At 62.5% G+C, this 24429-nt stretch carries 21 protein-coding genes and 1 pseudogene; 14 read left to right on the plus strand and 8 right to left on the minus strand.

Annotated features, from left to right (window positions below):
- Nucleotides 1-122: 122 nt before the first annotated feature.
- The 3 genes from FFS60_RS17490 to FFS60_RS17500 all read right to left on the minus strand — a co-directional run bounded on the left by FFS60_RS17490 (nt 123) and on the right by FFS60_RS17500 (nt 3971).
- Nucleotides 123-1733 carry a 5-guanidino-2-oxopentanoate decarboxylase gene (locus FFS60_RS17490; RefSeq protein ID WP_137822664.1) on the minus strand — a complete coding sequence of 537 codons (1611 nt, stop codon included), beginning with the start codon at nt 1731-1733 and terminating at the stop codon, nt 123-125.
- Between the two features lie 229 nt (nt 1734-1962).
- Nucleotides 1963-3477 (minus strand): threonine ammonia-lyase, biosynthetic, encoded by a 1515-nt coding sequence (gene ilvA / locus FFS60_RS17495; RefSeq protein ID WP_137822700.1) that lies wholly within the window; start codon nt 3475-3477, stop codon nt 1963-1965.
- Nucleotides 3478-3776: 299 nt separating this feature from the next.
- Nucleotides 3777-3971, minus strand: a complete 195-nt coding sequence (locus FFS60_RS17500) for a hypothetical protein (RefSeq protein ID WP_137822665.1) — start codon at nt 3969-3971, stop codon at nt 3777-3779.
- 160 nt (nt 3972-4131) lie between these two features.
- On the opposite strand from FFS60_RS17500, the gene FFS60_RS17505 reads away from it, so the two are divergent.
- From FFS60_RS17505 to FFS60_RS17540, 8 genes are all read left to right on the plus strand, one after another.
- Nucleotides 4132-5301 (plus strand): murein transglycosylase A, encoded by a 1170-nt coding sequence (locus tag FFS60_RS17505; protein ID WP_137822701.1) that lies wholly within the window; start codon nt 4132-4134, stop codon nt 5299-5301.
- A gap of 172 nt (nt 5302-5473) precedes the next feature.
- Nucleotides 5474-6457 carry a sensor domain-containing diguanylate cyclase gene (locus FFS60_RS17510; RefSeq protein WP_137822666.1) on the plus strand — a complete coding sequence of 328 codons (984 nt, stop codon included), beginning with the start codon at nt 5474-5476 and terminating at the stop codon, nt 6455-6457.
- 390 nt (nt 6458-6847) lie between these two features.
- Nucleotides 6848-7288 carry a hypothetical protein gene (locus FFS60_RS17515; protein WP_137822667.1) on the plus strand — a complete coding sequence of 147 codons (441 nt, stop codon included), beginning with the start codon at nt 6848-6850 and terminating at the stop codon, nt 7286-7288.
- Between the two features lie 43 nt (nt 7289-7331).
- On the plus strand, nt 7332-7877 hold the full coding sequence (locus FFS60_RS17520) for an adhesin (RefSeq protein WP_256658101.1): 546 nt from the start codon (nt 7332-7334) through the stop codon (nt 7875-7877).
- 39 nt (nt 7878-7916) lie between these two features.
- Nucleotides 7917-8723: a hypothetical protein gene (locus FFS60_RS17525; protein ID WP_137822669.1), complete on the plus strand. Its 807-nt coding sequence runs from the start codon at nt 7917-7919 to the stop codon at nt 8721-8723.
- A gap of 64 nt (nt 8724-8787) precedes the next feature.
- Nucleotides 8788-9480: a C39 family peptidase gene (locus FFS60_RS17530; RefSeq protein WP_137822670.1), complete on the plus strand. Its 693-nt coding sequence runs from the start codon at nt 8788-8790 to the stop codon at nt 9478-9480.
- Nucleotides 9481-9513: 33 nt separating this feature from the next.
- Complete coding sequence (locus FFS60_RS17535; RefSeq protein ID WP_137822671.1) at nt 9514-10242, plus strand: hypothetical protein; 729 nt, start codon at nt 9514-9516, stop codon at nt 10240-10242.
- 24 nt (nt 10243-10266) lie between these two features.
- Entirely contained in the window at nt 10267-11502 is a 1236-nt protein-coding gene (locus tag FFS60_RS17540) for a transporter (protein ID WP_137822672.1), read from the plus strand.
- Nucleotides 11503-11507: 5 nt separating this feature from the next.
- Here the strand turns inward: FFS60_RS17540 and FFS60_RS17545 are convergent, their stop codons facing one another.
- On the minus strand, nt 11508-12863 hold the full coding sequence (locus FFS60_RS17545) for a sigma-54 dependent transcriptional regulator (protein WP_137822673.1): 1356 nt from the start codon (nt 12861-12863) through the stop codon (nt 11508-11510).
- A gap of 151 nt (nt 12864-13014) precedes the next feature.
- Entirely contained in the window at nt 13015-13917 is a 903-nt protein-coding gene (locus tag FFS60_RS17550) for a universal stress protein (protein ID WP_137822674.1), read from the minus strand.
- Between the two features lie 330 nt (nt 13918-14247).
- Here FFS60_RS17550 and fnr point away from each other — a divergent pair, with 330 nt between their 5' ends.
- On the plus strand, nt 14248-15063 hold the full coding sequence (fnr, locus tag FFS60_RS17555; protein WP_137822702.1) for a fumarate/nitrate reduction transcriptional regulator Fnr: 816 nt from the start codon (nt 14248-14250) through the stop codon (nt 15061-15063).
- Nucleotides 15064-15243: 180 nt separating this feature from the next.
- On the opposite strand, the pseudogene FFS60_RS29080 reads toward fnr, so the two are convergent.
- The 3 genes and pseudogenes from FFS60_RS29080 to FFS60_RS17570 form a co-directional block, all read right to left on the minus strand.
- Nucleotides 15244-15657: pseudogene (locus FFS60_RS29080) on the minus strand (universal stress protein); the annotation flags it as partial.
- A gap of 127 nt (nt 15658-15784) precedes the next feature.
- Nucleotides 15785-16627 (minus strand): oxidoreductase, encoded by an 843-nt coding sequence (locus FFS60_RS17565; RefSeq protein WP_137822676.1) that lies wholly within the window; start codon nt 16625-16627, stop codon nt 15785-15787.
- A complete protein-coding gene (locus FFS60_RS17570; protein ID WP_256658102.1) occupies nt 16624-17682 on the minus strand; it encodes a 4Fe-4S dicluster domain-containing protein in 1059 nt (352 codons plus the stop codon). The genes FFS60_RS17565 and FFS60_RS17570 overlap by 4 nt, the downstream gene beginning before the upstream one ends.
- Before the next feature lie 222 nt (nt 17683-17904).
- Here FFS60_RS17570 and FFS60_RS17575 point away from each other — a divergent pair, with 222 nt between their 5' ends.
- From FFS60_RS17575 to FFS60_RS17595, 5 genes are all read left to right on the plus strand, one after another.
- Nucleotides 17905-18447 (plus strand): Hsp20/alpha crystallin family protein, encoded by a 543-nt coding sequence (locus FFS60_RS17575; protein ID WP_028629370.1) that lies wholly within the window; start codon nt 17905-17907, stop codon nt 18445-18447.
- Between the two features lie 79 nt (nt 18448-18526).
- Nucleotides 18527-19498 carry a ribose-phosphate pyrophosphokinase gene (locus tag FFS60_RS17580; RefSeq protein WP_137822677.1) on the plus strand — a complete coding sequence of 324 codons (972 nt, stop codon included), beginning with the start codon at nt 18527-18529 and terminating at the stop codon, nt 19496-19498.
- A 16-nt stretch (nt 19499-19514) separates the two neighbouring features.
- Nucleotides 19515-20072: a phosphoribosyltransferase family protein gene (locus FFS60_RS17585; protein ID WP_256658103.1), complete on the plus strand. Its 558-nt coding sequence runs from the start codon at nt 19515-19517 to the stop codon at nt 20070-20072.
- Between the two features lie 477 nt (nt 20073-20549).
- Complete coding sequence (locus FFS60_RS17590; RefSeq protein WP_171016535.1) at nt 20550-21536, plus strand: fimbrial protein; 987 nt, start codon at nt 20550-20552, stop codon at nt 21534-21536.
- Nucleotides 21537-21830: 294 nt separating this feature from the next.
- Entirely contained in the window at nt 21831-24311 is a 2481-nt protein-coding gene (locus tag FFS60_RS17595; RefSeq protein WP_137822679.1) for a bifunctional diguanylate cyclase/phosphodiesterase, read from the plus strand.
- The last annotated feature ends 118 nt before the right edge of the window (nt 24312-24429 follow it).

Below are 24429 nucleotides of genomic sequence, written 5' to 3' on the forward strand. Positions count from 1 at the left end.
CACTTGTAGGGGCGATTTCAATCGCCAAGCGGACCGCAGGTTCGCCCTGCTGCCTCGATGGGGGCAGCTACGCTGCCCTTGGCGAATGAATTCGCCCCCACAGAAAAACGGAAGCCACTCCGTTACCGCAGGAACTCCGCGTGCTCCCACACTTCGATCACCGTCGGGCGGTCGGCTTTGGCGGCGGTCTTCAGCAACTCGGCCAGGTGGTCCAGGCTTTCCGCCTTTTCGGCATTGCAGCCAAAGGCACGGGCCAGGCCCTGGAAGTCCGGGGTGTAGATGTCGACGCCGATGGTGGGGATATCGCGGTTCTTCATGTAGCGCTTGATCTCGCCGTAGCCGCTGTTGTTCCACAGCAGCACGATGATCGGTGCACCGGCTTCCACAGCCGAGGCCAGTTCCGGCAGGGTGAACTGGATACCTCCGTCGCCGATCAGCGCGATCACCGGGCGCTCGGGGGCGGCCAGCTTGGCGCCAACGGCCGCCGGCAGGCCGTAGCCCAAGGTGCCGTAGCCAGTCGCGGAGTTGAACCAGCTACGCGGGCGGGTGGCCTCGAACAGGTGGTTGCCGGAATACACCGGCTGGGTCGAATCGCCCGCCACAATCAGGTCCGGCAGGGTCTGCTGCAGAGTCTCCAGCACCTTGCGCTGACCATTCCAGCTTTCCGGCCACTGGGCGTCCAGTTGCTCGCGTACAGCGGCGGCGCGCTTCGAGCCCGCGCTGTCGGCATTGAAGGCAGCACCCGCGCCGAGGGCGTCGGCCAGGGCAGCAATGGCCTTGCGGGAATCACTGAGGATGGCGATGTCGGCCGGGTAGTTGCGATTCAATTGCTCGGCGTCGATGTCGATGCGAATCAACTGGCTCTCGATACGGAAGTTGCCGTCGAACACCACGTCGTAGTCGGTTTCGCCCAACTCGGTACCGATGGCCAGCACCACGTCCGATTCCAGCACCATCTGGCGCACCGGCACCCAGGCCTGGTTGCAGCCCAGCGCCAGCGGGTGGCCCTTGGGCAGCACGCCCTTGGCATTGATGGTGTACGCGGTAGGTGCATCCAGCGCTTCGACCAGACGCTGGGCTTCAGCGCCCGCATCAGCGCAGCCGCCACCCAGCAGGACCAACGGGCGCTTGGCACCCTTGAGCATTTCGGCCGCGCGGGCGATGGCGTCCAGGCAAGGGCCGGGGCGGCTCGGCAGTGCGCCCAGCTTGCGGCGTACGTGGTCGGCCGGGGCGGTGATCACGTCGATCGGGATTTCGATGTGCACCGGGCGCGGACGGGCGCCATTGAACACGGCGAAGGCGCGGGTCAGTACGTCCGGCAGTTCGTCCGGGCGCATCAGGGTGTGGCTGAAGGCGGCGACACCGGACACCAGGTTGCGCTGCGACGGCAGCTCATGCAGGCGGCCACCGCCCATGCCCAGTTGTTCGGTGTTGTTGACGCTGGAGATCACCAGCATGGGAATGGAGTCCGCATACGCCTGGCCCATGGCGGTGGTGATGTTGGTCATGCCCGGGCCGGTGATGATGAAGCACACACCCGGCTTGCCGGAGACACGGGCATAGCCGTCAGCCATGAAGCCGGCGCCCTGTTCGTGGCGGGGCGTCACATGACGGATAGCGGTATTGGGCAGGCCGCGATACAGCTCCACCGTGTGCACACCAGGGATACCGAACACGGTATCCACACCAAAGCCTTCCAGCAGCTCAACCAGCAGCTCTCCGCAGGTCAACATGGGCAGTCCTCCAAAGGATCGGTCAACGAATGTGGCGCACTCTAACACCAGATTGTTAGCGTTAACATCGCTTTTGTCGGAATTGCCTGACGAGGTCGATCTGAATGCCTGGACACAAGAACTGTGAGGGCGAATTCATTCGCGCGGGGAGCGCAGCTCCCCCTGAAAATTTGAAGGGCGAGCCTGCGGTTCGCTTGGCGATTGAAATCGCCCCCCGCAAAGACAGACGCTATCCCAGGAACAGCTTGCAGGCCGGGTTATCGCTCTCGTCGCGGTAGGGGTAGCCGATTTCGTCCAGTGCTTCGTGGATCAGGTGGGAGTCATCCTCCGGCACTTCCAGCCCGGCCAGCACGCGTCCATTGGCAGCGCCGTGGTTACGGTAGTGGAACAGGGTGATGTTCCAGCGCCCGCCCAGCTTGTCGAGGAAGTTGAACAAAGCACCGGGACGCTCGGGAAACTCGAAACTGAACAGCCGCTCTTCGCCGATGTACGCAGCGCGGCCTCCCACCATATGACGGACGTGCAGCTTGGCCAGCTCGTTATCGGTCAGGTCCAGCACCGGAAAACCCTGCTCCTGCAGGTTCTCCACCAAAGCCTGGCGCGGATCGGTCAGCGGATGGGTTTGCACACCGACGAAGATGTGCGCCTCGTCCCCCGAGTTGTAGCGGTAGTTGAACTCGGTGATCTGCCGACGGCCCAGGGCCTCGCAGAACGCCTTGAACGCACCAGGGCGCTCCGGCAGGGTCACGGCGATGATGGCCTCGCGCTTTTCCCCCAGCTCGGCACGCTCGGCCACATGGCGCAGACGGTCGAAGTTGATATTGGCGCCCGAGTCGATGGCCACCAGGGTGTGGTCGCTCACGCCATCGCGCTCCACGTACTTCTTGATCCCCGCCACCGCCAGTGCACCGGCTGGCTCGGTGACAGAGCGGGTGTCGTCGTAGATGTCCTTGATCGCCGCACAGATCTCGTCGGCGCTCACCGTCAGTACCTCATCGACGAAATGCCGGCAGACCTCGAAGTTATGTGCGCCGATCTGCGCCACCGCCACGCCATCGGCGAACAGCCCCACCTGACTGAGCACCACCCGCTCACCGGCGGCCATGGCAGCTTGCAGGCAGTTGGAATCCTCCGGTTCGACACCGATCACCTTCACCTCGGGGCGCAGGTATTTCACGTAGGCGGCGATGCCCGCGATCAGGCTGCCGCCGCCTACCGGCACGAAGATCGCATCCAGGCGGCCGGCGTGCTGGCGCAGGATTTCCATCGCCACAGTGCCCTGGCCAGCGATCACGTCCGGGTCGTCATAGGGCGGAACGAAGGTCAAGCCGCGCTCCTCCGCCAGTTTCAGTGCATGAGCCAGGGCATCGGGGAAGGCATCACCATGCAGCACCACCTTGCCGCCACGCGAACGCACGCCCTGCACCTTCAGTTCGGGCGTGGTGCGCGGCATCACGATGGTCGCTTGCACGCCCAGCTCACGCGCTGCCAGCGCCAGCCCCTGCGCATGGTTGCCAGCCGAAGCGGCGATCACCCCGCGCGCACGCTCTTCGGCGCTCAGCTGCACCACGCGGTTGTAGGCGCCACGAATCTTGAACGAGTACACCGGCTGCAGGTCTTCGCGCTTGAGCAGCACCTGGTTGCCCAGGCGCTCACTGAGCTGGCGTGCCGGCTGCAGGGGCGTTTCGATGGCCACGTCGTACACGGGCGCGGCGAGGATCTTGCGCACGTAGTGTTTGAGCAGGCCTTCGCGCTCATCCAGTGGGCGCTCGGTGAGCGGGGTGCCGGGTTGGGTGGTGAAGGTGGTCATGCTGGGCTCCTGGTTTCGATTTCAGCGCCCAGGAGACAGAAGGAAAAAACCCGCCTCGAGGGCGGGTTTTTGTTTGGTCGTCGGCTAACCCGCCACTGCTGGAATGGCGGTAATAATCGCGGGGCCTGACAACCAAGGGAATTGAGTCATGGCGGGCAATCTAGAAGCCCGGGTGCCTTCAGGTCAAGCAGCAATTTCAATCAGTCAAAGCAGTAGCATTCCCTTGCAGCAGCTCAGGAGACATTGTCACGCACCACGCGCAGCTCGGCCGCGTCCTGATTCATTCGCTGGATCACATTGAACAGCTGCTCTTTCAGCGCGGCGTCGCCGATTCGGTCGGCTGCGCGCATCACGGCCACGGCGGCGGCCTCGTTGTTCAGGGCCACGGCGTCGAGGGTCTTGCGGAAGTTTCTAACGATACGGGTCACACCAAAGGCCTCTGTAAAAGCTGCGAGCACCCTATTAGATGAATATTTCCTTATGATTTCAGTGGCTTGAATCAATACAACCGTGCGTCGAATTTGACGTTGACCCGGCCATTCACCAAGCTACCGCGCTCGAATCACTCACCAGGAACACCACGACGTGATGACCCCCCTCTTCCGCCGGGGTCGGCTGGCGCTCTGCGTCGCCGCCCTGCTCTCCCTGCTCGCCGGTTGCGACAAGGAGCCCGCCAAGCCCGAACCGCCAAAGGTCGACACCTATTCCAAGGCCCGTTGGGAAGACCTCCCTGCCAGCAGCGATGCCGATGTGATTGCCGGCTTCAACGCCTGGCGCTCGGCCTGCGCGCGACTGGCCAAGGACCCGGTCTGGTCCGCTACGTGCGCCAGCGCCACCCAGGTGCCGGAAGACCCTGCGGCCGTACGCGCCTATCTGCAGTCCCAACTGGACGTCTACAGCCTGCGCAACGCCCGCAACAGCCCCGAAGGCCTGATCACCGGCTACTACGAGCCGGTGTATGCCGGCAGCCTGGAACAGACCGAGCAAACGCCGATTCCGGTCTACGGGATTCCCGAAGACATGATCGTGGTCGCCCTGGACAGCCTCTACCCCGAGCTCAAGGGCAAGCGCCTGCGCGGCCGCCTGGAAGGTCGCGTCCTCAAGCCCTATGACGACGCCGCCACCATCCGCACCCAGGGCGTCAAGGCCCCGGTGCTGGCCTGGCTGACCGACCCGATGGACCTGCAATTCCTGCAGATCCAGGGCTCCGGCCGCATCCAGCTGGAAAGCGGTCGCCAACTGCGTATCGGCTATGCCGACCAGAACGGCCACCCTTATCGCCCGGTGGGGCGCTGGCTGGTGGAGCAAGGGCAACTGAAGAAAGAAGACGTCAGCATGGGCGCAATCCGCGACTGGGCGAAGGCGAACCCGCAACGGGTGCCGGAACTGCTGGCGAGCAACCCCAGCTTCGTTTTCTTCGGCCTCAACCCGGACAGCAACGAAGGCCCGCGCGGTTCCCTCAACGTGCCGCTCACCGCCGGTTACAGCGTCGCCATCGACCGCAAGGTGATCCCCCTGGGCAGCCTGCTCTGGCTCTCCACCACCCGCCCCGACGGCAGCCCGGTGATCCGCCCGGTGGCCGCCCAGGACACCGGCGGCGCCATCGCCGGCGAAGTCCGCGCGGACCTGTTCTGGGGTACCGGCGCCGAAGCGGGCGAACTGGCCGGCAACATGAAGCAGCAGGGCCAGATCTGGCTGCTTTGGCCCAAGGGCGTCGCCCTGCCCAATGCCGCCCCCGCCGCGCAACCGGGCGCCTGAACACGCACCGCCCCGGCACGCCCAGGCTGGGGCATTCTGCGGCGCCTGCGCTCAAACCAACGAGATCGATCTCCTGGCCGCCGAGGCCACTGCCTGAATCCCGGCTGATTCGGTATAAGAAGGCCTTGCGCAAGGGAAGGCGCCAACCGAATCGGCCAGCACGGGGGCAGCCATGAGCGACGACATCGAATCCACCCAGGAGGTCTACAAGGCCCTGCTGGAGTCCACCCGGGCGATCCCCTGGAAGATCGACTGGCAGACCATGACCTTCGCCTACATCGGCCCACAGATCGAAGAACTGCTGGGCTGGAGCCAGTCCAGCTGGGTGACGGTCAATGACTGGGCCGAGCGCATGCACCCGGACGACCGCGACGCGGTCGTCGCCTTCTGCGTTTCCCAGTCCCAGGCCGGTACCGACCACGAGGCGGACTATCGCGCCCTCACCGCCAGCGGCGACTACGTGTGGATTCGCGACGTAGTGCACGTGATGCGCAACAGCAAGGGCGACGTGGAAGCCCTGATCGGCTTCATGTTCGACATCAGCGAACGGAAGAAGGCCGAGCAGCAACTGATCGACCTGCAGAAGCAGCTCGAAGAGTATTCCTACAAGGATGGCCTCACCGGTGTCGCCAACCGCCGTATGTTCGACTCGATGCTCGACATGGAATGGGCCAACGCCCAACGCACGGGTGAGCCGCTGTCGCTGATCCTGCTCGATATCGACTACTTCAAGCAGTACAACGATCACTACGGCCATATCCAGGGCGACGACTGCCTGAGGAGCGTCGGCCGCGCCCTGATGAATGCTGCCATTCGCCCCCGCGACTTCGTCGCCCGTTTCGGCGGCGAGGAATTCGTGCTGATCCTCCCGGCTACCGACGAGCCCGCCGCCCGCCAGGTGGCCGAGCGCTGCCGCAAGCTGATCCGCGAACAGTGCATCCCCCACGAGAAATCCGGCGTTGCTTCCCTGCTCACCATCAGCCTTGGCGTCGGCACGGTGGTTCCCCGTCACGACGACCAGCCCCTTCCCTTCATCCAGGCCGTGGACCGGTTGCTCTACCAGGCCAAGCAACGCGGTCGCAACCGCCTTGAATCGGCCCGGTGGCGTGCTGAGGACGCCACCGCCCAGTCAGCGGAGCAAGCCGAACCAGGTTGACCCTTCCGATGCTCGCCTGAAGCAGTCAGGCCCAGGAGGGGTGGAAGTGCGCTCTACGTGCCGATCCGCCCCAAGCTGTTCCAGAACTGATTCACCTCACCCGACCGACAAGCACGTATGTGAGTTAGCCACGTGCGCCCCATTCGCCTTGTCTTGAATTGGAGACAAGCACCTCTGTAGCCCCGTAACCCGCGAGACAGGGCCTGCGCCACAGAAAAACCTTACCCGCTCCTCCGCTGCGCGTGTCTCAGCGTCGAGACAATCTTCCGCTGCACTGCCTCCTCCCTTTGTGCCAAGCCCTTGTTCTAACGTGCTTTTCTGGATGTGGCACGAACCTCTCATTGCATGGGTAACACCGCACGAAACGGCGGAACGCAAGGGGGAAGCGCCATGAACGAACGATCATCTCCAGGCCACACACTGCTTTCGTGTACCTGCGCGATGGCACTGCTTTCCCTGGTCACGCTGGCCTACGGGGGGGAAGGTGAGATCACCATCAGCCGAGACGTTCAGCCACGCGTTGCAACCCGCGCGCCGCTTATGGTCGACCCGAACCCACGCACCAGCAGTCCCGGCGCCATCACCTACGAAGCCACAGACGAGCTGAGCGACAGCGACTTCGCTGCCATCACCACAGGCACCGCCATGTCCGGCCTCCTGAGTAGTGGCGCACACAGCAGCAACCCGTCCTCGGTCGACCGGTTGCCGCAGCAGCACCTGCCCGGCATGGGCGCGACCCATCGCGCGGGAGGTCAGGGCTCCGTGGGCTCCCAGGTCAACCGCAGCGTCCAGCAAGGCCTGCGTCCCCTGCAGAGCCTGGGAGGTCGCTGATATGCGCAGGTGCATGCTGCTGGCGCTTTTCTGCAGCGGGTCCGTGTTTGCCGCCCCGCCCCAGCCCCTGGTGCAGACGGACGCCCACCTGCAAGACAGCTTCAGCGGGGTCAGCGGCAACGCCAGCGTCAATCAGGCGGCCGGCGCCCAGCATCAGCAGGCAAACGTTCGCATTGTCGGCGTCGGGCAATCCTCCGGTTCCTCAATCCGCGTCGAACAACTCCGCAGTGCCCAGCCAGCCGCAGCGACCGGCGTGGACGCCCATGCCCGCATCGCCGGGAGCGCGTTCGCCGAGTCTTCAGGAATCAGCGGCCTCAACCAGAGTGCCGGCTTCGCCAACCAGAACATCAACGCTCTCCGGGTGACGGTCGGTGCCGCCCCGGAGAGCCTGGACGACACCGTGCTTTCGCAGAGCACGGCGCCAACCGCAGCACTGGCCATTGCGTCTCCGGCCAGTGGTGAGCGCGTCGTCGAAACCAGTGACCAGGCCTTCGCAGGGAGCCGCGGCGTGGTGCAGTTGAACCAGAGTGCCGGCGTTGGCAACCGAACCGCCAACAGCTTGAGCATACGGGTCGTGGACCGACCCTGATGTACCAACACTTCACAGCTATCCGTAAGGAGCACGACCATGAAAGTTTCAATGATCCTGAATCCCCTGGCTTTCGCGATGGCAACGGTGCTGGCGACCGGTGCCTATGCAGCTGGCGGCCCGCCCGGTCCGGGTGCCCAGGCCAGCGGCTCCAACGCGAGCGTTGCTGACACCCAGCTCAACTACAGCAACCAGGTCGAGAACAACGAAACCAAGAACTCCGCGAACATCGATGGCTCCCTTAACGGGGCCACAGGCAACGTGGGCGCCAACGTCGTCGCGGGGGACAACAACCAGCAGGCCAACGCTGCCGCCATCGCGACCGCTGATGCCTCCTTCGTCTTCGGCCACGCGCAAGGGGAAGCCAACGCAAACATCAACGTGACCCAGAAGGCTCACGACAATGATCTGACCAACTATGGCAACCCCAACTCGGCCAGCATCACCGGCTCGGGCAACGGCGCCCAGGGCAACGTCGGCATGAACGTCGCGTCCGGCAACTTCAACCAGCAGAAGAACGACATGGCGATTGCCTCGTCCGAACAGGCCACGACTGCCACTGCATCGGTCACCGTCCTGCAGGAGTCCAACGGCAACACCACGGCCAACAACGTCGGTGATGTCTACGAAGTGGACGCCGGGCTCAACAGCGTGTCCAGCGGGATGGGATGGAACCCCGGCCCGATCAGCAAGCCGCAGACTCCGGTCGTCAATACCGCGTCCATCAGTGGCTCGCTGAACAATGCGTCCGGCAACGTGGGCGTCAACGTGGCCGCGGGAGGCGGCAACCAGCAGAGCAACACCCTGGCGATCGCCGCCGGGTGCAACGCCTGCACCGCGCAGTAAGCAGCGGTTGGAACAGGGCGGGGCCGGCGTAGCCGAGCCCCGTCAACCTGACGAGGTCGCTGCCATGAGAACTGTGCTCTGCCTGCTTGGCTTGACGATGCTGTTGTCCGCGCTCAGCCACGCGAATGCCGCGGATATGGCCGTCGTCGCGCTTCCGGGCGGCAACCTGGCCTTCAAACACGTGGTCAGCATCCGTGAGCGCCGGTTCAAGAACCTGGTCGAGCAGAAAACCGACTTCTCGTGTGGCGCGGCCGCGATGGCCACCATCCTGAACAAGGCCTATGGCTGGAATCTCCAGGAAGAGGAAGTCATCAAGGGCATGCTCGCCACCGCCAACCAGGACGTGGTTCGCACCCAGGGCTTCTCGATGCTGGACATGAAGCACTACGCGGAAACCCTCGGCCTTCGCGCCCGAGGCTATCGCATCGAAGCGCCGAAGCTGGAAAGCCTGAAAGTGCCCAGCATCGTGCTGATCGACGTTCGCGGCTACAAGCATTTCGTTGTGCTGCAACGCACCTTCAAGGGTCACGTCTATCTCGGCGACCCAGTACTCGGCCACAAGAAAATGTCACTGGACGAGTTCGCCAAGGGCTGGAACGGCATCGTATTCGCGCTCATTGGCCCCGGATACGACCGCAACAATGCCCTGCTCTACCCACCCGAGCCGCTGACGGCCAAGCACCGGATCAACTCGTTCAGCCCGGTCAAGGATGCCGAACTGATGGAGTTCGGCTTCATCCAGAGCGACTTCTTCTGACTCCAGCGATCCAGCGCAAGCAGGAAGGCAGTAATGAACACGAAGACATGGTGGATGGCGACCCTCCTGGCGTTAAGCATCCAGGCCGGTGCCAGTGACCTGTTCAAACCCGAGGAACTGAGCGATGCCGAGCTATCACAACTCCGGGGACGCTACGTCCTTCCGGACCGGATCATCAGCTTTGGCGTCGTCATGACCTCCACTTGGGAGAACGCTGCCGGGCAGGTCATAGGTGCCCAGGTGGGCATGTCCCTGTCGAGTGGCCAGGTGCAACCGGCGCTCTATTCGACGCCCATCCAACGTGCCGGCAACGGCTCATCCATCACACCCGGCAGTGGGCAGGTGATCGGCGGCAGTGGGCTCGACAGCGTACGCGGTGTCGTCCAGAGCGTCCGCGCCGCTGGCGATGGCAACAATGGCGAGAACGGCCTCGATATCCGTATTTCCCAGGGCGGGGAGGCGCAATCGGCGCCCGCCACACAATCCTGGGGAGCGGAACAGACCGTGAGCAATGCAGCCGGGATGGTGCGCATCTCCTCCGGCGATGGAGGCCTGGGTATCGCCATTCAGGCCAGCAATGGTCAAGGCACCAGCAGCCAGCGCATCGGGGCGGGAGGCGTTGCCCAACAAAGCGCCATCGGTGGCGACCTGAACCACGTGCGCAACCTCGCCAGCCTGGAGGTTCACCTGCGAGATGTGCCACGGGTAGGCAACCTGCGCCAATCCTTCGACCAGCTCCGGGGCCTGTGCCCCACTCGTTGACCCGTAAACCCGAGGACCAGGCATATGAGTCGTTGCCCAACTTCCGCCCTGCTGCCACTGATCGCTGCGCTTGCCATGCCAGCACTGGGTGCCACCCCCGACCCTCAGGTACAGGCCTTACTGGATGAGCTACGCACCCTCAAGGAACGCTATCAGGTCCAACAAAATGCACTCATGGTGATGGAGCAACGCGTACGACAGATCGAGGAACGGGGCCAGTCCGGCAGCAAGTCGCCCCAGTTGGCCCAAGCGGCAGGCACTGACGGAAGCGGTTATGGCACCCAGCTGAAGGAAGACGCGCAACCACCGGCCAGTGTGGAAAACCTCTACCAGGAAGCCAGCGGCTTCTTCGGTAACGGAACCCTCAGCATCGAGCCGGGCATCACCTACAGCCACTACGACTCCCGCCAATTATTCCTCAATGGCTTCCTGGCGCTGGATGCCATATTCCTGGGCAACCTGGGCGTCGACCAGATAAACGCCGACACCTTCACCTTCGATCTCACCGGACGCTACAACTGGGCCGAGCGCTGGCAGCTCGACCTGAACGTGCCCTGGATTTACCGCGAGACCACCTATCAGTCCGCTGGCGCGGGTGGTTCCACCTCCGAAATCAGCGAGGCAACGGTAACGAGCAACCCGCGTCTCGGGGACGTCAGCGCCGGCCTTTCCTACAAGTTCCTCGACGAAGGTCCCGGTCAGCCGGATGCGGTCGTCAGCCTGCGGGTCAAGGCGCCGACTGGCGTCGAACCTTATGGCATCAAGCTTGATCCGGTACCGGGGAACAACAACCTCAACGTTCCCGAAGACCTGCCCACTGGCAACGGCGTCTGGTCCATCACGCCGGGCATTGCCCTGGTCAAGACACTCGACCCCGCCGTCGTCTTCGGCAACCTGTCCTACACCTACAACAGGGAGGAAAGCTTCAGCGACATCAGCGCGGAGCGCGGCGTGAAAGTGCCCGGCAAGGTTCAACTGGGTAACTGGTTCCAGTTCGGGATGGGCGTCGCATTCGCCCTCAATGAACGCGCCAGCATGTCGATGTCGTTCTCGGAGCTGATCAGCCAGAGCAGCAAGATCAAGGTCGAGGGTGAAGGCTGGCAGACCGTCACCGGCAGCGACGCCAATGCGGCCTACTTCAATATCGGCATGACTTTCGCCGCCAATGACGACCTGACCATAGTGCCCAACCTGTCGATTGGACTGACACCCGATGCGCCGGACTTCTCCTTCAGTGTCAAGTTTCCCTACTACTTCTGATGGGGTCAGGCGCTCTGTGGGTCATCGCCCAGCAGCCGATGCTTGTGCAACAGGCGATAGAAAGTGGGACGCGACACGCCCAGAGCCTGGGCAGTCTTGGTCATGTGCCGCGAGCAGCGCGCGAGGGCAGCGTCGATGGCCAGGCGCTCCGCCTGGAACAGGCATTGGTCGAGCGTCATCGGCGGTTTGATTTCACCTGTGTCTGCAGCCAGCCCCAGATCGGCAGGCTCGATCAGTCGCCCTTCCGCCAGAACCTGACCGCGCCTGACGCGGTTGGCCAACTCACGCACATTGCCCTTCCACGGATAGCGCAGCATCGCCGCGATCGCGTCATCACTGAACGATCGCGGGCGACGGCCAACCTCACTGGCATACACCCGGGAAAAATATTCGGCCAGCAGCGGAACGTCCGACGCGCGCTCGCGCAGCGGAGTCGTCTGCACTTGAAGCACATTCAGCCGGTAGTAGAGATCCTCGCGGAAGCGCCCCTCAGCCACCGCCCGTTCCAGGTCGATGTGAGTGGCCGCCAGCACTCGCACGTCCACCTTGATCGACGTATGGCTGCCCACGCGCTCAAAGGTCATTTCCTGCATGAATCGCAGCAGGTTCGTCTGCATCTCCAGCGGAAGGTCACCGATTTCATCGAGGAACAGGGTGCCTCCATCGGCTGCTTCGATTCGTCCGACCTTGCGTTGATGGGCGCCGGTAAAAGCACCCTTCTCGTGCCCGAACAACTCCGACTGGATGAGATTCGTCGAAATGGCACCGCAGTTGATGGCAATGAATGGGCCTTTGGCGCGCTTGGACAGCCGATGGAGCGTACGCGCCACCAGCTCCTTGCCGGTTCCGCTCTCGCCCTGGATGAGCACCGGAGACGAAGTGGGCGCCAGTTTGGCCAGCAGGCCACGAAGGGATACCAGCTGCGGACTCTGCCCCACCATGAAATCGCTTTCGCAGAGTTCGGACACCGCCGCACCGTGGCGCCGGACCCGGGACATCCCCAACGCGCGCCCCAGCGCGAACTCCAACCGCGCCAGGTCGAACGGCAGGGTATGGAAGTCGAAGAACCATTGGCCGATCAGCTCACTGATCCCCTTGCCATCCATCAACTCCTGGCCGAGAACGGCGATCCATTCACTGCCGCTGCGCTGAATCAAGTCCTTGATGGGTTCGGGACTCGCCACGTCCCGGGGCGTCAGGATGATCAGGCCGACATCACATCGATAGCGACCTGCCCGGTTCAGATCGGCAGAGCGAACTACCCACCCCGTAGCCTCAAGCCTGGGAATCAGTTCGTCACACACCCCGTTCGGATCGATGATCAACAGTGTTCGTGCACCAAGTGCCAGTGAATTCCGCATGGGTAGTCCTTCACGCCGGATCTGGCGTGCTGCTCGTAGCTTGTTGTTCGTATTGGAATCGCAGCATTACCGGAGCCCTCGCGGGCCTAGGGGGCCTCGGGGGCGGTAGAGGATCGACAAAGCCCCGCCCCCACGGGGTCAGGCCAGCCGTTCATCGCGCTTGCGGCTGGATCGCGAGCACACTGCCGCGCAACCGGGCAAGCACCGACTCGGTGGTGCTACCGAGCAACTTGCCCAGCCCTTTGCGGTGTACTCGCCCCATGACGACGACGTCAGCATTCTCCGAGTCGGCAAACTCGACGATGCCCAATATCGGATGCCCCATGACGAAGTGGCGATGCTCTGCGGGTATGCCATGGCGCTCGGCCAGGTCGACGAATGCCTGATGCTGGGCTTTGCGCAGCTCTTCCACCAGTTCGATCCAGTTCGACCCTGCCTCCGCAAAGTTAGGGCCGTACGGCGAAATCGCGTCATACACGAAGAGCGCCTTGAGCTCACTGCCGCATTGCAGGGCCAGACGCGAGGCAGCACCAATGATCCGATCGTTCAACCCTGAGTACTGGGCCTCCGGCTCGGTGGGATCTACAGCCGCGACAACCAGCTTCGGCCTGGGGTGTCCGGCCTCGTTGACCAGGTGCAGCGGCACGGGGCAATCGCGAAGCAGATGCCAGTCCAGCGGCGTGGTGAACACCCGCCTCAGCGCGGACTCGTGATGGATATCCTTGACCAGGATTTCCGGTTTGATCTCTTCCACCTGGCGCAAGATTTCGCTGAGCGGGTCGTCAGTCCAGCTCACCGAGCAGGTGGCCCGGACACCTTTTTCGCGCAAGGTTGCCACTTCCCCTTCCCAACGCTGGTGCTGCCCGTTGACCAGGCTATCGCGTACCCGCTCCCGCAGCTCCTTGTCCATCGACGTAATGGCAAGGGGTTCGACCAGTATCCCGATGTGGAGTGGAATGTCGCCCGCCCTGGCCAGCGCGACGGCCCTGTGGAAGGCAGCGGAATGTGGCTGCACAGTGTGGCCGATCAGCAGAACGCGTCCGGATTCGCTCATGGAGCACCTCCAGTTGGACATCAGTCATCTTCTTGGTTTTCCCCGCTAGCCAGAGGCAAGCCTACAGGGGTCGACGCTAGCCTGATGCCGGACTCAACCACGCGAATTGATGTGCATCAAATTTGTCCGCGCGCCCCGACCAGAGGCTGACGGCGTGATACAGACGGTATGAAGCGGGGCGATAAGAAGTATTAAATATCGATAAATCAAAGACTTAAAATCCCAAGAAAAAACGTCGAAAACAATTCGCCATAAAACAGACGAACAGGCATCCGCAAGGCACTTCAACCACCTAAACTATGTGTTTGAAATATCAAACGGGTGCATTCCATGACACATGACTCGCTGAGCAGCACCCCGAAATCGGACGCGCGGTTGCATATCAACTGCCACGACTGCTCGCTGAGCCGTATTTGCCTGCCCGTCAGCCTGCTCGAGGCAGAAATCTGCGAGCTTGAAGGCATCATCAAGCGAAACCGGCCGATTCATAAGCACGATTACCTGATCCGCGCGGGTGAGCCCGTTCAATACGTCTATGCACTGCGCTCAGGCGCTATCAAGACCTACCTGCTCTCCGCCGACGGCGTGGAACAGATCATTGGATTCCACCTGCCGGGGGAACTGATCGGTTTGGACGCCATAGGCAGCGTCAATTACCCCAGCTATTCGGTCGCGCTGGAAACTTCGGCGGTCTGCACCATTCCCTTGCATCAGCTCGAAGAATTGGCGGGGACGATGCCCGGGCTGCGAAAGCAACTGCTGGGCATCATGAGTCGGGAAATCCATGTAGAGCATGAACGTCACAGCCACTCGAGGGACAGCGCAGAGCGGCGCTTCGCCGCGTTCCTGCTGAACCTCTCCGCTCGCTACAGCCAGCGCGGCCTGTCGGCATCGAACTTCGTCCTGCCGATGAAGCGCTGCGATATCGGCAACTTCCTGGGTATGACGACAGAAACGGTCAGCCGGCTGTTCACCCGCTTTCGCGATCAGAGCCTGATCGGTAACCAGGGTCGGGAAGTGCTGGCGATGCGAGGGCACGCCATGCTGCGACGCGAATTGGCTGAAGGCTTCTTGCAGGTGCCCCGTCAGCGTTTCCTGAAGGGCTTCGGTCCAGCCGACCGGACTCGCGGCGTAGGCCAGAAATGACGGAGATACGTCGTAAGCCGCAATGAGGTGCAGGCGGGCGCCACATTGCGTGGCGAACTGCTCTGCCACCGAGACAATCCGCTCGTTCAACCGGTCGTTTTCCGCATCCTTGCGCGACAGGTCCACCGCCGCCGCCACCTTTTTCGGCAACGGATTGTCCGCCGTGGTGACCAGGTGCAAGGGGATCGGGCAACTGCGCAACAACTGCCAATCCAGCGGCGTAATGAACGCGCGCTTGAATCCGGATTCGTGCCGGGTGGCCTTGATGACCAGGTCCGCAGAGGAGGACGACAGGATTCGCAGAATCTCCTGCTCCGGCTCATCCGCCCAGAAGGCCTCCACTGAAACCTGGATACCCCTGGCGCGCAAATGCTGCTCGAGTTCGCCTAGAAGTTCGCGCTGGCGCTGCAGGTAGCCCTGCCTGACCTGTTCGCGGACCTTCTCGTCCAGCAGCCAGAGACTGCCCGCAGTGCCGCCGCAGACCACTACATCCAGAATGGCCCCGGTCGCCTCTGCCAGTGCGGCCGCACGGGCTACTGCGGGCGTTGCGATACTGGCCGAGTCACTGATCAGTAACAGACGTTGCGGGTTCATGTTCACCTCCGATCTGCGGGCCACGTGGCATTACCACGCGTTCCCGGATTGCCCCTGGTCGCTGCCAGGGTGGGTTGTTTGACGCACGACCCGGCTGCCCAGGCGCCGAAGCAAGGCCGTGACACCCTCAACAGAGCCAGTCGCCTAGCCGTGGCACCTGTGGCTGGCAATGGCGAAGCTGCTGCAAGTAATGGTCGTAGCGGAAAACCGGGCCATGCATGCAGACATAGGTCGTGCCGAAATGGCAGTGCCCGCACAGGCCGACGCCGCATGACATACGCCGCGCGATGGACAACCAGATGCTTTCCGGCGCCACTCCCCTGGCCACGCACAAGCCCGCTGCGGCCTGCATGACCGGTTCGGGGCCGCAACAAAACACGGCATTCGGCCGCTTCTCGGCAAGCAGCCGAGCGATTTGCTGCAACGCCTGACCTTCGGGCCGGACGTCCGCGATGTCAGGTACAACCAGCTCCGCCACGTTGAACGCCTGCTTCCAACGCGCACAGGCCGTATCGAACTCCAACGACGCGCAGCCATTGCTGATACGCAGCAGCCGCAGATTCGCCGGGAGATGCCAGCTGCACGTTTCCTTGATGTAGGAAGCCAGGGAAACCAGCCCATAGCCCACGGCAATGATCAGGATGGAATTACGGCCTATCAGCAAAGGCCAGCCCACGCCGTATGGCCCACGGTAGCCCAGCACCGTTCCTACGGGCTGCGCCACGAGCGCAGCGGTCAGTCGCCCCTTGGAGCGAATGAGCGCACTGAAGCTTCCCAGGCTATCCGGCAGGTCCAGGTAACTGAACGGCCCTTCCCCTACGGCCGGCAGACTCAGCATGAAGAACTGTCCAGGGATGGTTGCGAGGTCCTCATCCTGGGGGTGCTCGATCACGAAGCGCAGGACATACGCCTTGTCGCCATCCTTCTGGCGCCTCGTCAGTTTCAGCCTCCTGGGCGTGAGGCAGATCATGGTCTGGCAACCCGGCGCAACGCCTCCTTCGCTCCGATGCCCTTACGTGGCGCGCGTTCGCAACGACCACAACCGACGCAGCCATAGCTGCCATAACGCTTTCTGAAAGCATTGCCAAACTTATGAAGCCAGAAATGGTGCGTGCGCTGTCCGGCGCTGCTGCTGGGGTTATGGCCCTGGGCCTCCAGTTGGAAGTCTGCGGACAGGCAGGAATCCCAGCTCCGCTCGCCAATCGACGATTGACCATCGCCAACGGACTGCAAATCCACCGTGAAGCATGCACAGGTGGGGCACAGGCTCGCGCAGTCTTCCGTACCCAGAAAGTCCAGTGCAATGGCCTCCCAGGTGTCCGCCGCCACCAACCCGGCGTTGATGGCCGCGATACCGCTGGCGATATCGTCGACGCTGCCCTGTGCTGCGGACACCTGTGCGGTATTGCGTGCCCGCTCGTCTTGCCACGGCATCTCTGCCGGCTCCAGGTCCAGCCCCTCCAGGGCGTTTGCTCCCGCTGTCGAGGTCACCAGCAACAGATAGCCGCGTCGCTCCAACGGCAGCAGCACCAGGTCCGCCATGCTCTGGCGAACGCTCGGACCGCTCGACAAGGTTGAGCAGAAGCCGGCGTTGCAACTGTGGTGGCAGTCGAGTCCTACCAGCAGCAGAGCTCGCCGACGGGCCTGGTAGTGGGGATCATCGGCAAATACCAGGTCCAGATAGGCAATCGCCTGAAGATCGCAACTGTGCACGCCGAACAGGACCTGGGGCGCTGGCTCGGGCAGGGCTGAATAGAAGTTGCCGCCCTCGAATCGGAACAGCAGCTCACGCTCGGCGAAGAGAAAGCGCCGCGGCGTATCGACGGGGGGATCGAGTGGAGCGTTGAAAGGTTGAACGTCGGCTGCATCCACCTGTTGCCAACGCCACGTTTCCCCCTCGTCCGGGCGCACCTCGAAAAGCCTGCGACCGTTCGCCAAGTGTGACCGCAGTTTCTCGGGATGTTCCAACCTGTAGACCCCCATGGTGTTCCTCGCTCGACGCTTGTCGATGATTGTCAAATCCACGCTATGCCCTGCACAGGCTGGCGCGATTGATCAACATCAAGGAATCCCCATCGCTCCGACCGGGTAGAGGAATCACCCGGCGCAGCCTTTGCCCCGTCGCGCAACCGGACCGGGGGTCAAGGGTAGAAATCAACTACTTGACGAAGATCAAAAATCCTCGCGGGCAAGCTCACAGAATCATTGAAGAGCAGTTCCGAGAAACCGAATGAGGAGCAAACCACCATGGCCGACACCGAACGCAGCCGTCCTGAAGAGATCAAGTCCCCGCCTGCCACGACCCCGGCTGTACCGGAGCAATGGCATCCCTTTGAATCCCTTCGCCAGCAGATAGACCACCTGTTCGAGGATTTCGGCCGGTCTCCCCTGCACTTCCCGCTCGGGCGCAGCACGTCGGACGTCGATTCGTTCTGGGGGCGTACCTCCCCCGGACGCGGCATACCGGCAATCGACATTGCCGAGAAGGAAAACTCATTCGAAGTCACCGCCGAGCTGCCAGGGATGGAAGAGAAGGACATCCAGATCCGACTCTCCAATGGCAACCTCGTCATCAGTGGTGAGAAGAAGGCCGAAAAAGAGGAAAAGCAAAAGGACTACCACCTGTCCGAACGGCATTACGGTGCATTCCAGCGCGCGTTCAGTCTGCCCAAGGGCGTCGACATTGAACGCATCGAAGCCAGCTTTACCAAGGGCGTGCTGACGGTTTCACTGCCCAAACGCCCGGATACCATCAAGCCCGAGAAGCTGATCCCGGTGAAGTCCGCCTGAAGTCCCTCACATCAGCGCCGGTGGCTGACCGGCGCCGACGGGTGAAAGGCCTCGTTACCGCCTGTTTGAAGGTGAACCGATGAGTCGAGACAACCCGCTACTGTTCGCACTCCATGAGGCGCGCCCCTTTGCGGAACGGGTCGCCCGGCACCTGGGTATTCCCTTGGGAACAGTGGCGGAGCGGACCTACGAGGATGGCGAATACAAGTGCCATCCCCTGGAACCGGTCGCCGGGAAGCAAGTCGTGGTGTTTGCCGGCCTTTATGCGGAACCCGGCCTCAGCGTGCACGACAAGCTGTGTCGGCTCCTGTTCCTCTGTTCCGCCATCAAGGATGCCGGCGCGAGTCATCTGCTGGTGGTCTCACCCTACCTCTGCTACAGCCGCAAGGAGCGGCGAATCCAGGCGCAGGACCAGGTGATCACCCGCTACATCGCGACGCTGCTGGAAGCCTCGCGGGTCGACAGCCTGATCACCATGGAAGCGCACAATCAGGCCGCCCTGGACAATGCCTTCCGGATTCCCACCGTCAACCTGGACAACGCCCGGCTGTTCGCGGATGGCTTCATCGGCTGGGACGACGGCGGGCCAGTGGTAGTCGCCTCTCCAGACCTCGGCGGAATCAAACGTGCCGAGTTGTTCCGGCAAGCGCTCGAGGTGCGCCTGGGCCGTGCAATCGGCCATGCCTGCGTCGAAAAATATCGGCGCGATGAAACGCTGAGCGGCGGCATGCTCGTGGGCGAAGTCGAGGGCTGCACCGTGATCCTCCTGGACGACCTCATCAGCACCGGCTCCACCCTCCTGCGCGCAGCCCAGGCCTGCCATGCCGGAGGTGCACGCCGAATCTTCGCGATGGCCACCCACGGCCTCTTCACCGAGGGCACGGGGATGCTGGAGTCACCCCTGCTGCAGGGCGTCGCGATCAGCGACAGCGTCCCCCTGCCGGGCGTGGAACGGGCCCTGAAAGCCGGTCGCCTGGTCGTTGTGGAGACCGCCGAGAGCATCGCGGCGACCCTTGTAGCCCGCTACGGCTTGATCCACGACGCCGACTGACGCCAGGGGCTGATCCGTGACCGATCGCATCTGCCTGTATGACGCAGAAGAAATCGACCTCGTGCTGGCAGCCATGGCACGGCAGATCGTCGCCTGCTACTCCGGCACGCCCTTTGCCATGGTCGGCATCCTGCGCCGGGGAGACCCGCTCGCGGGCTTGCTCCAGGCGCACTTCCGCGCCCTGACCGACGCCCCGGAACCACCGCTCTACCCGCTCAAGGTAAAGCGCTATGCCGACGACCTCACACTGCTCCACCCGGAAACCTCGCTCACCGGCAATGACGAGCTTGCGGCCCTGAACCTGGCAGAACTGCCCTTGCTGGTAGTTGACGATGTGCTCTACGAGGGCCACTCACTGCTGCGCACCTGCGCCTATCTGGCGCAACAGGGCGCACGCCGAGTGCATACCGCCGTCCTGGTGGACCGCTGCACCAGCACCCAGCCAGTCCGTGCCGATATCGTGGGCATTCGCCTGCAGGCCGCACCTGGAGACATCGTCGAGTGCCACGTCCCGCCCTATGAAGCGGATTTGCGGATCGAACTCATCCGTCACGGTCAAACCGCCAAACACTAATGCCACACCGAACCTTCGCTGCACCCGGCACATCCGTTCGGGTGGATCACGCTTCACCGCCCCACCATCCGCGCTCGACCCAAACTCCGGACGGTCAAATGCACGACCTTAGCGGCGCACCGCACGATGCGAAAACGATGCATTTTAAGAATGCTCATCGTTCGTGAGTTTGACTGTCACGGTATGACGTGCCGGATTGCGCCTTGGCACCGTGACGGTCCTTTTTGCGCAGAACGCAGCGGCATTCAATATGGGTAAAAGCTGCCCTGTGTTAGCTCCGACGCTATCGCCCTCCCATCCGCCTACAACGCGCTCGGACATTTAGCACAACCCGCGCATACGTCCTCGCCTTGTCCTCATTTCCCGCAACACAGAAAGTGATGCCCCACAAAATCTGGCGTTACTCACGGCCGTTCGCCCTCATGCGTACGCGTGCGGCCATCGATGATCGAGAAATGGATTCAGGACACCCGACCCATGCGCTACATCAGGAAACTCATTCTTCCAACGCTACTGTTGATACTCCTTCACCCCTCCACCAGCTTCGCACTGCTTTGCTCTGGAAACGGTGGAACTTTTGTGTTGCCCAGGGGACTGGCCATCGGCGCCGACCTGGAGGATGGAACCATCGCCTGGGAATCCGAAACGTTCAGCCGATCAGTGACTTGTAAGACGGACGGAACCGATCCTGGGATCATCACAGATCAGATCCCCATTTCCATCTACGTGAATCCGAAGAACCACGTAATCGATGGCGGCATTGAAGTGGGGATGCGTTTCAACGGAAAGATATACACGCGCGCGGGAGAGAAAATCCCTACCGGCATTCAGACAGAAAAGGTGTGCGGAATCGACGGAATTCCGGGCATGTGTGAGCGGCGTGCCAATTTCACCCTCGATTACAGCATTGTCGTGATCAAGCGCGGCGTCTTTCCACCGTCGGGCCAAGCCACCCAAGTGGCGGCATACACTGTATTCACCGTAGACCGTGAAAAATCCCTGTCAGCCAGACAGATGTTCAACCCTACTGTCTACAACTTGCAACTTTTACGCTCTTCCGCCTGTACTCCCACACTCAACATCGTTCCCGATCACATCACCTTCCCCATGGTCCACGCACGGGATGCACAACGGGGCAAGGTCGCCAGCGCCGTCGACTTCAACCTTGAAATATCCAGGACGTGCTCCCGCGACCTGTTTACCTCTGAAGCCAAGTTCACACCGGTCACCGCCACCGATGCTGCCGGCATGCTCGTTCCCGACGACAACCCCTCGGTCGGTATCTCCCTGGTAAGGGCCGATAACAGAACCAAAGCGCCCTTCAACAAGTGGTTCAACCTGCACAGCGCCTCCTATCGCGAAGTCGTCAGGGTTCCCTTCCGGGCCGACCTGATCTGGCGGGAAGACCAACCCAAGGTCGGGCCATTCAATGCTGCCGTTGTCGTCGAGCTGATCCACTACTGACTCGTCGAAACGGCGATCAACGAAAACAACCGGAAGCCAGGGCCTACGCCCTGGCTTCCGCTTTCGGGGCCAGGACACCACTACAGTCGCAGTTGAAAAGCCAGCAGTCGTCCGGCCGAATAGTGGCCATTTCACGGCTATGCTTAGGCCATAGTCGAGCCCCATCGATGCGGCCCAGGCCGCTCCGGTCATATCCAGTCTCGACTATCACCCAGCTGTATCCATTTGCAGATGCAGCGCCTGAGTGGACGTTTGCGCGACGCCGTTACAGGGACTTTGCCTGGAGATCGTGAAATGGATTCTTTCGAAGGAGAAAGCGCTGCCAACCAGGCCCTATCCAGCCATTCCGACAAGCCACGCTCGACCAGGTGGCACCGCATGTACTTCTTCCTCGCGGGTTTCGACGTACTGGTCGTCGTGCTCAGCGTGCTGCTGAACCACCTGATCGTCGACACCTATCACCGCTCCATCAAGGCGAACCAGTCCTGGGTCCAGCAACTGTCGGCCTACTCGACACTGGGCAGCCTGGCATCGGAAGTGAACGCCCCTGGCAACAACGTGTTCGACACCCACGATGTCGAAGCCGAGTCGCGCAATATGACGGCGGCCTTGCTGGCCTTCAACGAACACCTTTCCACCGTCAAGCAGCAACTGCAGGAGCGAATCGCCCATCAGGCAGAGCACAGCGCCGAGATCCAGGTCTTCACCCTGGCATTGAAGGACGAGGTGGCCGAAGTCGACACTGCGATGGGCGAGATGGTTAAGGAGGCCTCGCTGATCTTCTCCTTTTTCCGGGAAGGCCAATCGGACGACGCCGGCAAGCGCATGGCGACGATGGACAGGCGATACGCCAAGCTGCTCGACGCGCTGGCCGCGGTGCGGGAGCGCGTTGGCCTGATCCAGAGCAAGCTGCTGGAAGAGGAACTGGCGTCAGTCGAAGAACTGCGACGGATCGAGTACTCCATCATGCTGTTCGTGCTGCTGATGGTCAGCGCGGCGGTGTTCTATGGCCGCCGGATCAAGCGCGAAATGGAAGCGCACGCAGCTGAGCGCGAGGGCTACCTGGCCAGGTTGCGCGAAAGCGAAAAGCAGTTCCGCCAACAGGCATCGCTGCTGGACAAAGCGCAGGACGCCATCGTCGTGCACGACATGGATCACCGCATCCTGTACTGGAACAAGAGCGCCGAGCGGCTCTACGGGCTGTTCAAGGAAGAGGCGCTGGGCAAGTCGGCACAGGACCTGATCTACCAGGGGCACGCGGCTGTCGATGTGGCCACCCACTGCCTGATAGAGACCGGGGACTGGTCGGGTGAAGTGACGCTGCGACGCCGGGATGGCAGCACGATCACCTTCGAAAGCCACCGAACCCTGGTACGCGACGATAACGGCCGGCCGCAATCCGTTCTATCCATCAACACGGACATCACCCACCGCAAAGCCGCCGAACAGGAGGTCCGACGCCTGGCCTTCTACGATCAACTGACCGGCCTGGCGAACCGCCGGCTACTCCTGGACCGCTTGCAGCATGTATTGGCCGGCGGTGCCCGCAATCTGCACACGAGCGCCGTGATTTTGATCGACCTGGACAATTTCAAGGCGCTGAACGACACCCTGGGGCATGACCGTGGCGATATGTTGCTGCAGGAAGTGGCCCACCGCCTTTGCGGTTGCATCCGCGAAAGTGACACCGTAGCCCGCTTGGGCGGGGATGAGTTCGTCGTCCTGCTCGAAGGGCTCAACGAAAATCCGCCAGATGCCGCTATCCAGGCCAGGGCCGTCTGCGAAAAAATCCTCAACGCGCTCAACATCACCTACCAGATGGATGGCTACGAGCACCACAGCACGCCCAGCTTGGGCATCGCGCTGTTCCAGGGGCAGCTGAATTCGGTTGACGACGTCATGAAGCGCGCCGACCTCGCGATGTATCGCGCCAAGGCGGCGGGGCGCAACACGCTGCGTTTCTTCGACCCCGAGATGCAGGCAGTCGCCACCGCACGCGCCCGGCTGGAAGCGGATTTGCGCCAGGGTCTGCAGGGCAAGGAGCTGCTGCTGCATTTCCAACCGCAGGTGAACATCGAGGGCCGCATCATCGGCGCAGAGGCGCTCATGAGATGGCAACACCCCGAGCGCGGTCTCGTGTTGCCTGCCATGTTCATTCCGCTGGCCGAAGAGACAGGGCTGATCCTGCCGCTGGGCCACTGGGCGCTGCAAACCGCCTGCGCCCAGCTGGTGGCCTGGGCCAGGCATCCGGAAACCGCCCGGCTGGTGGTGGCGGTGAACGTCAGTGCCCGTCAGTTCCACCATCCCGACTTCGTCGAAGAAGTACTGACCGTATTGCGGTACACCGGGGCCGATCCGAAGAAACTGAAGCTGGAGCTGACCGAAGGCCTGCTGGTGGAGGACATGGAAAGTACCGTCGCCAAGATGATCGAACTGAAGGAGATCGGCATCGGCCTTTCGCTGGATGATTTCGGCACCGGCTACTCGTCACTCTCCTACCTGAAGAGCCTGCCGCTGGACCAGCTCAAGATCGACCAGTCATTCATCAGGGATGTGCTGGTCGATCCCAACGATGCGGCCATCGCCTGCGCGATCATCAGCCTGAGCCAGATTCTCGGGCTCTCGGTGATCGCAGAGGGCGTGGAGACCGAAGCGCAACGCGCTTTCCTGGCCACCCATGGCTGCCAGACCTACCAAGGCAACCTGTTCTCCCGCCCGCTGCCGGCTGAACAGTTCAGGCAGTACGTTCACGAACGGATACTGGCCGAGCACTGAATGTCGCTTCGTTGATGGGTATCGCTTCGCTCCACGCCATCCTACAAACCGCGGTTTTTCCCTTGTAGGGGCGAATTCATTCGCCAAGGGCAACGCAGTTGCCCCCCCGGCCACCAGG

The organism is Pseudomonas sp. D(2018), from assembly GCF_005502555.1.
Classification (GTDB): domain Bacteria; phylum Pseudomonadota; class Gammaproteobacteria; order Pseudomonadales; family Pseudomonadaceae; genus Metapseudomonas; species Metapseudomonas resinovorans.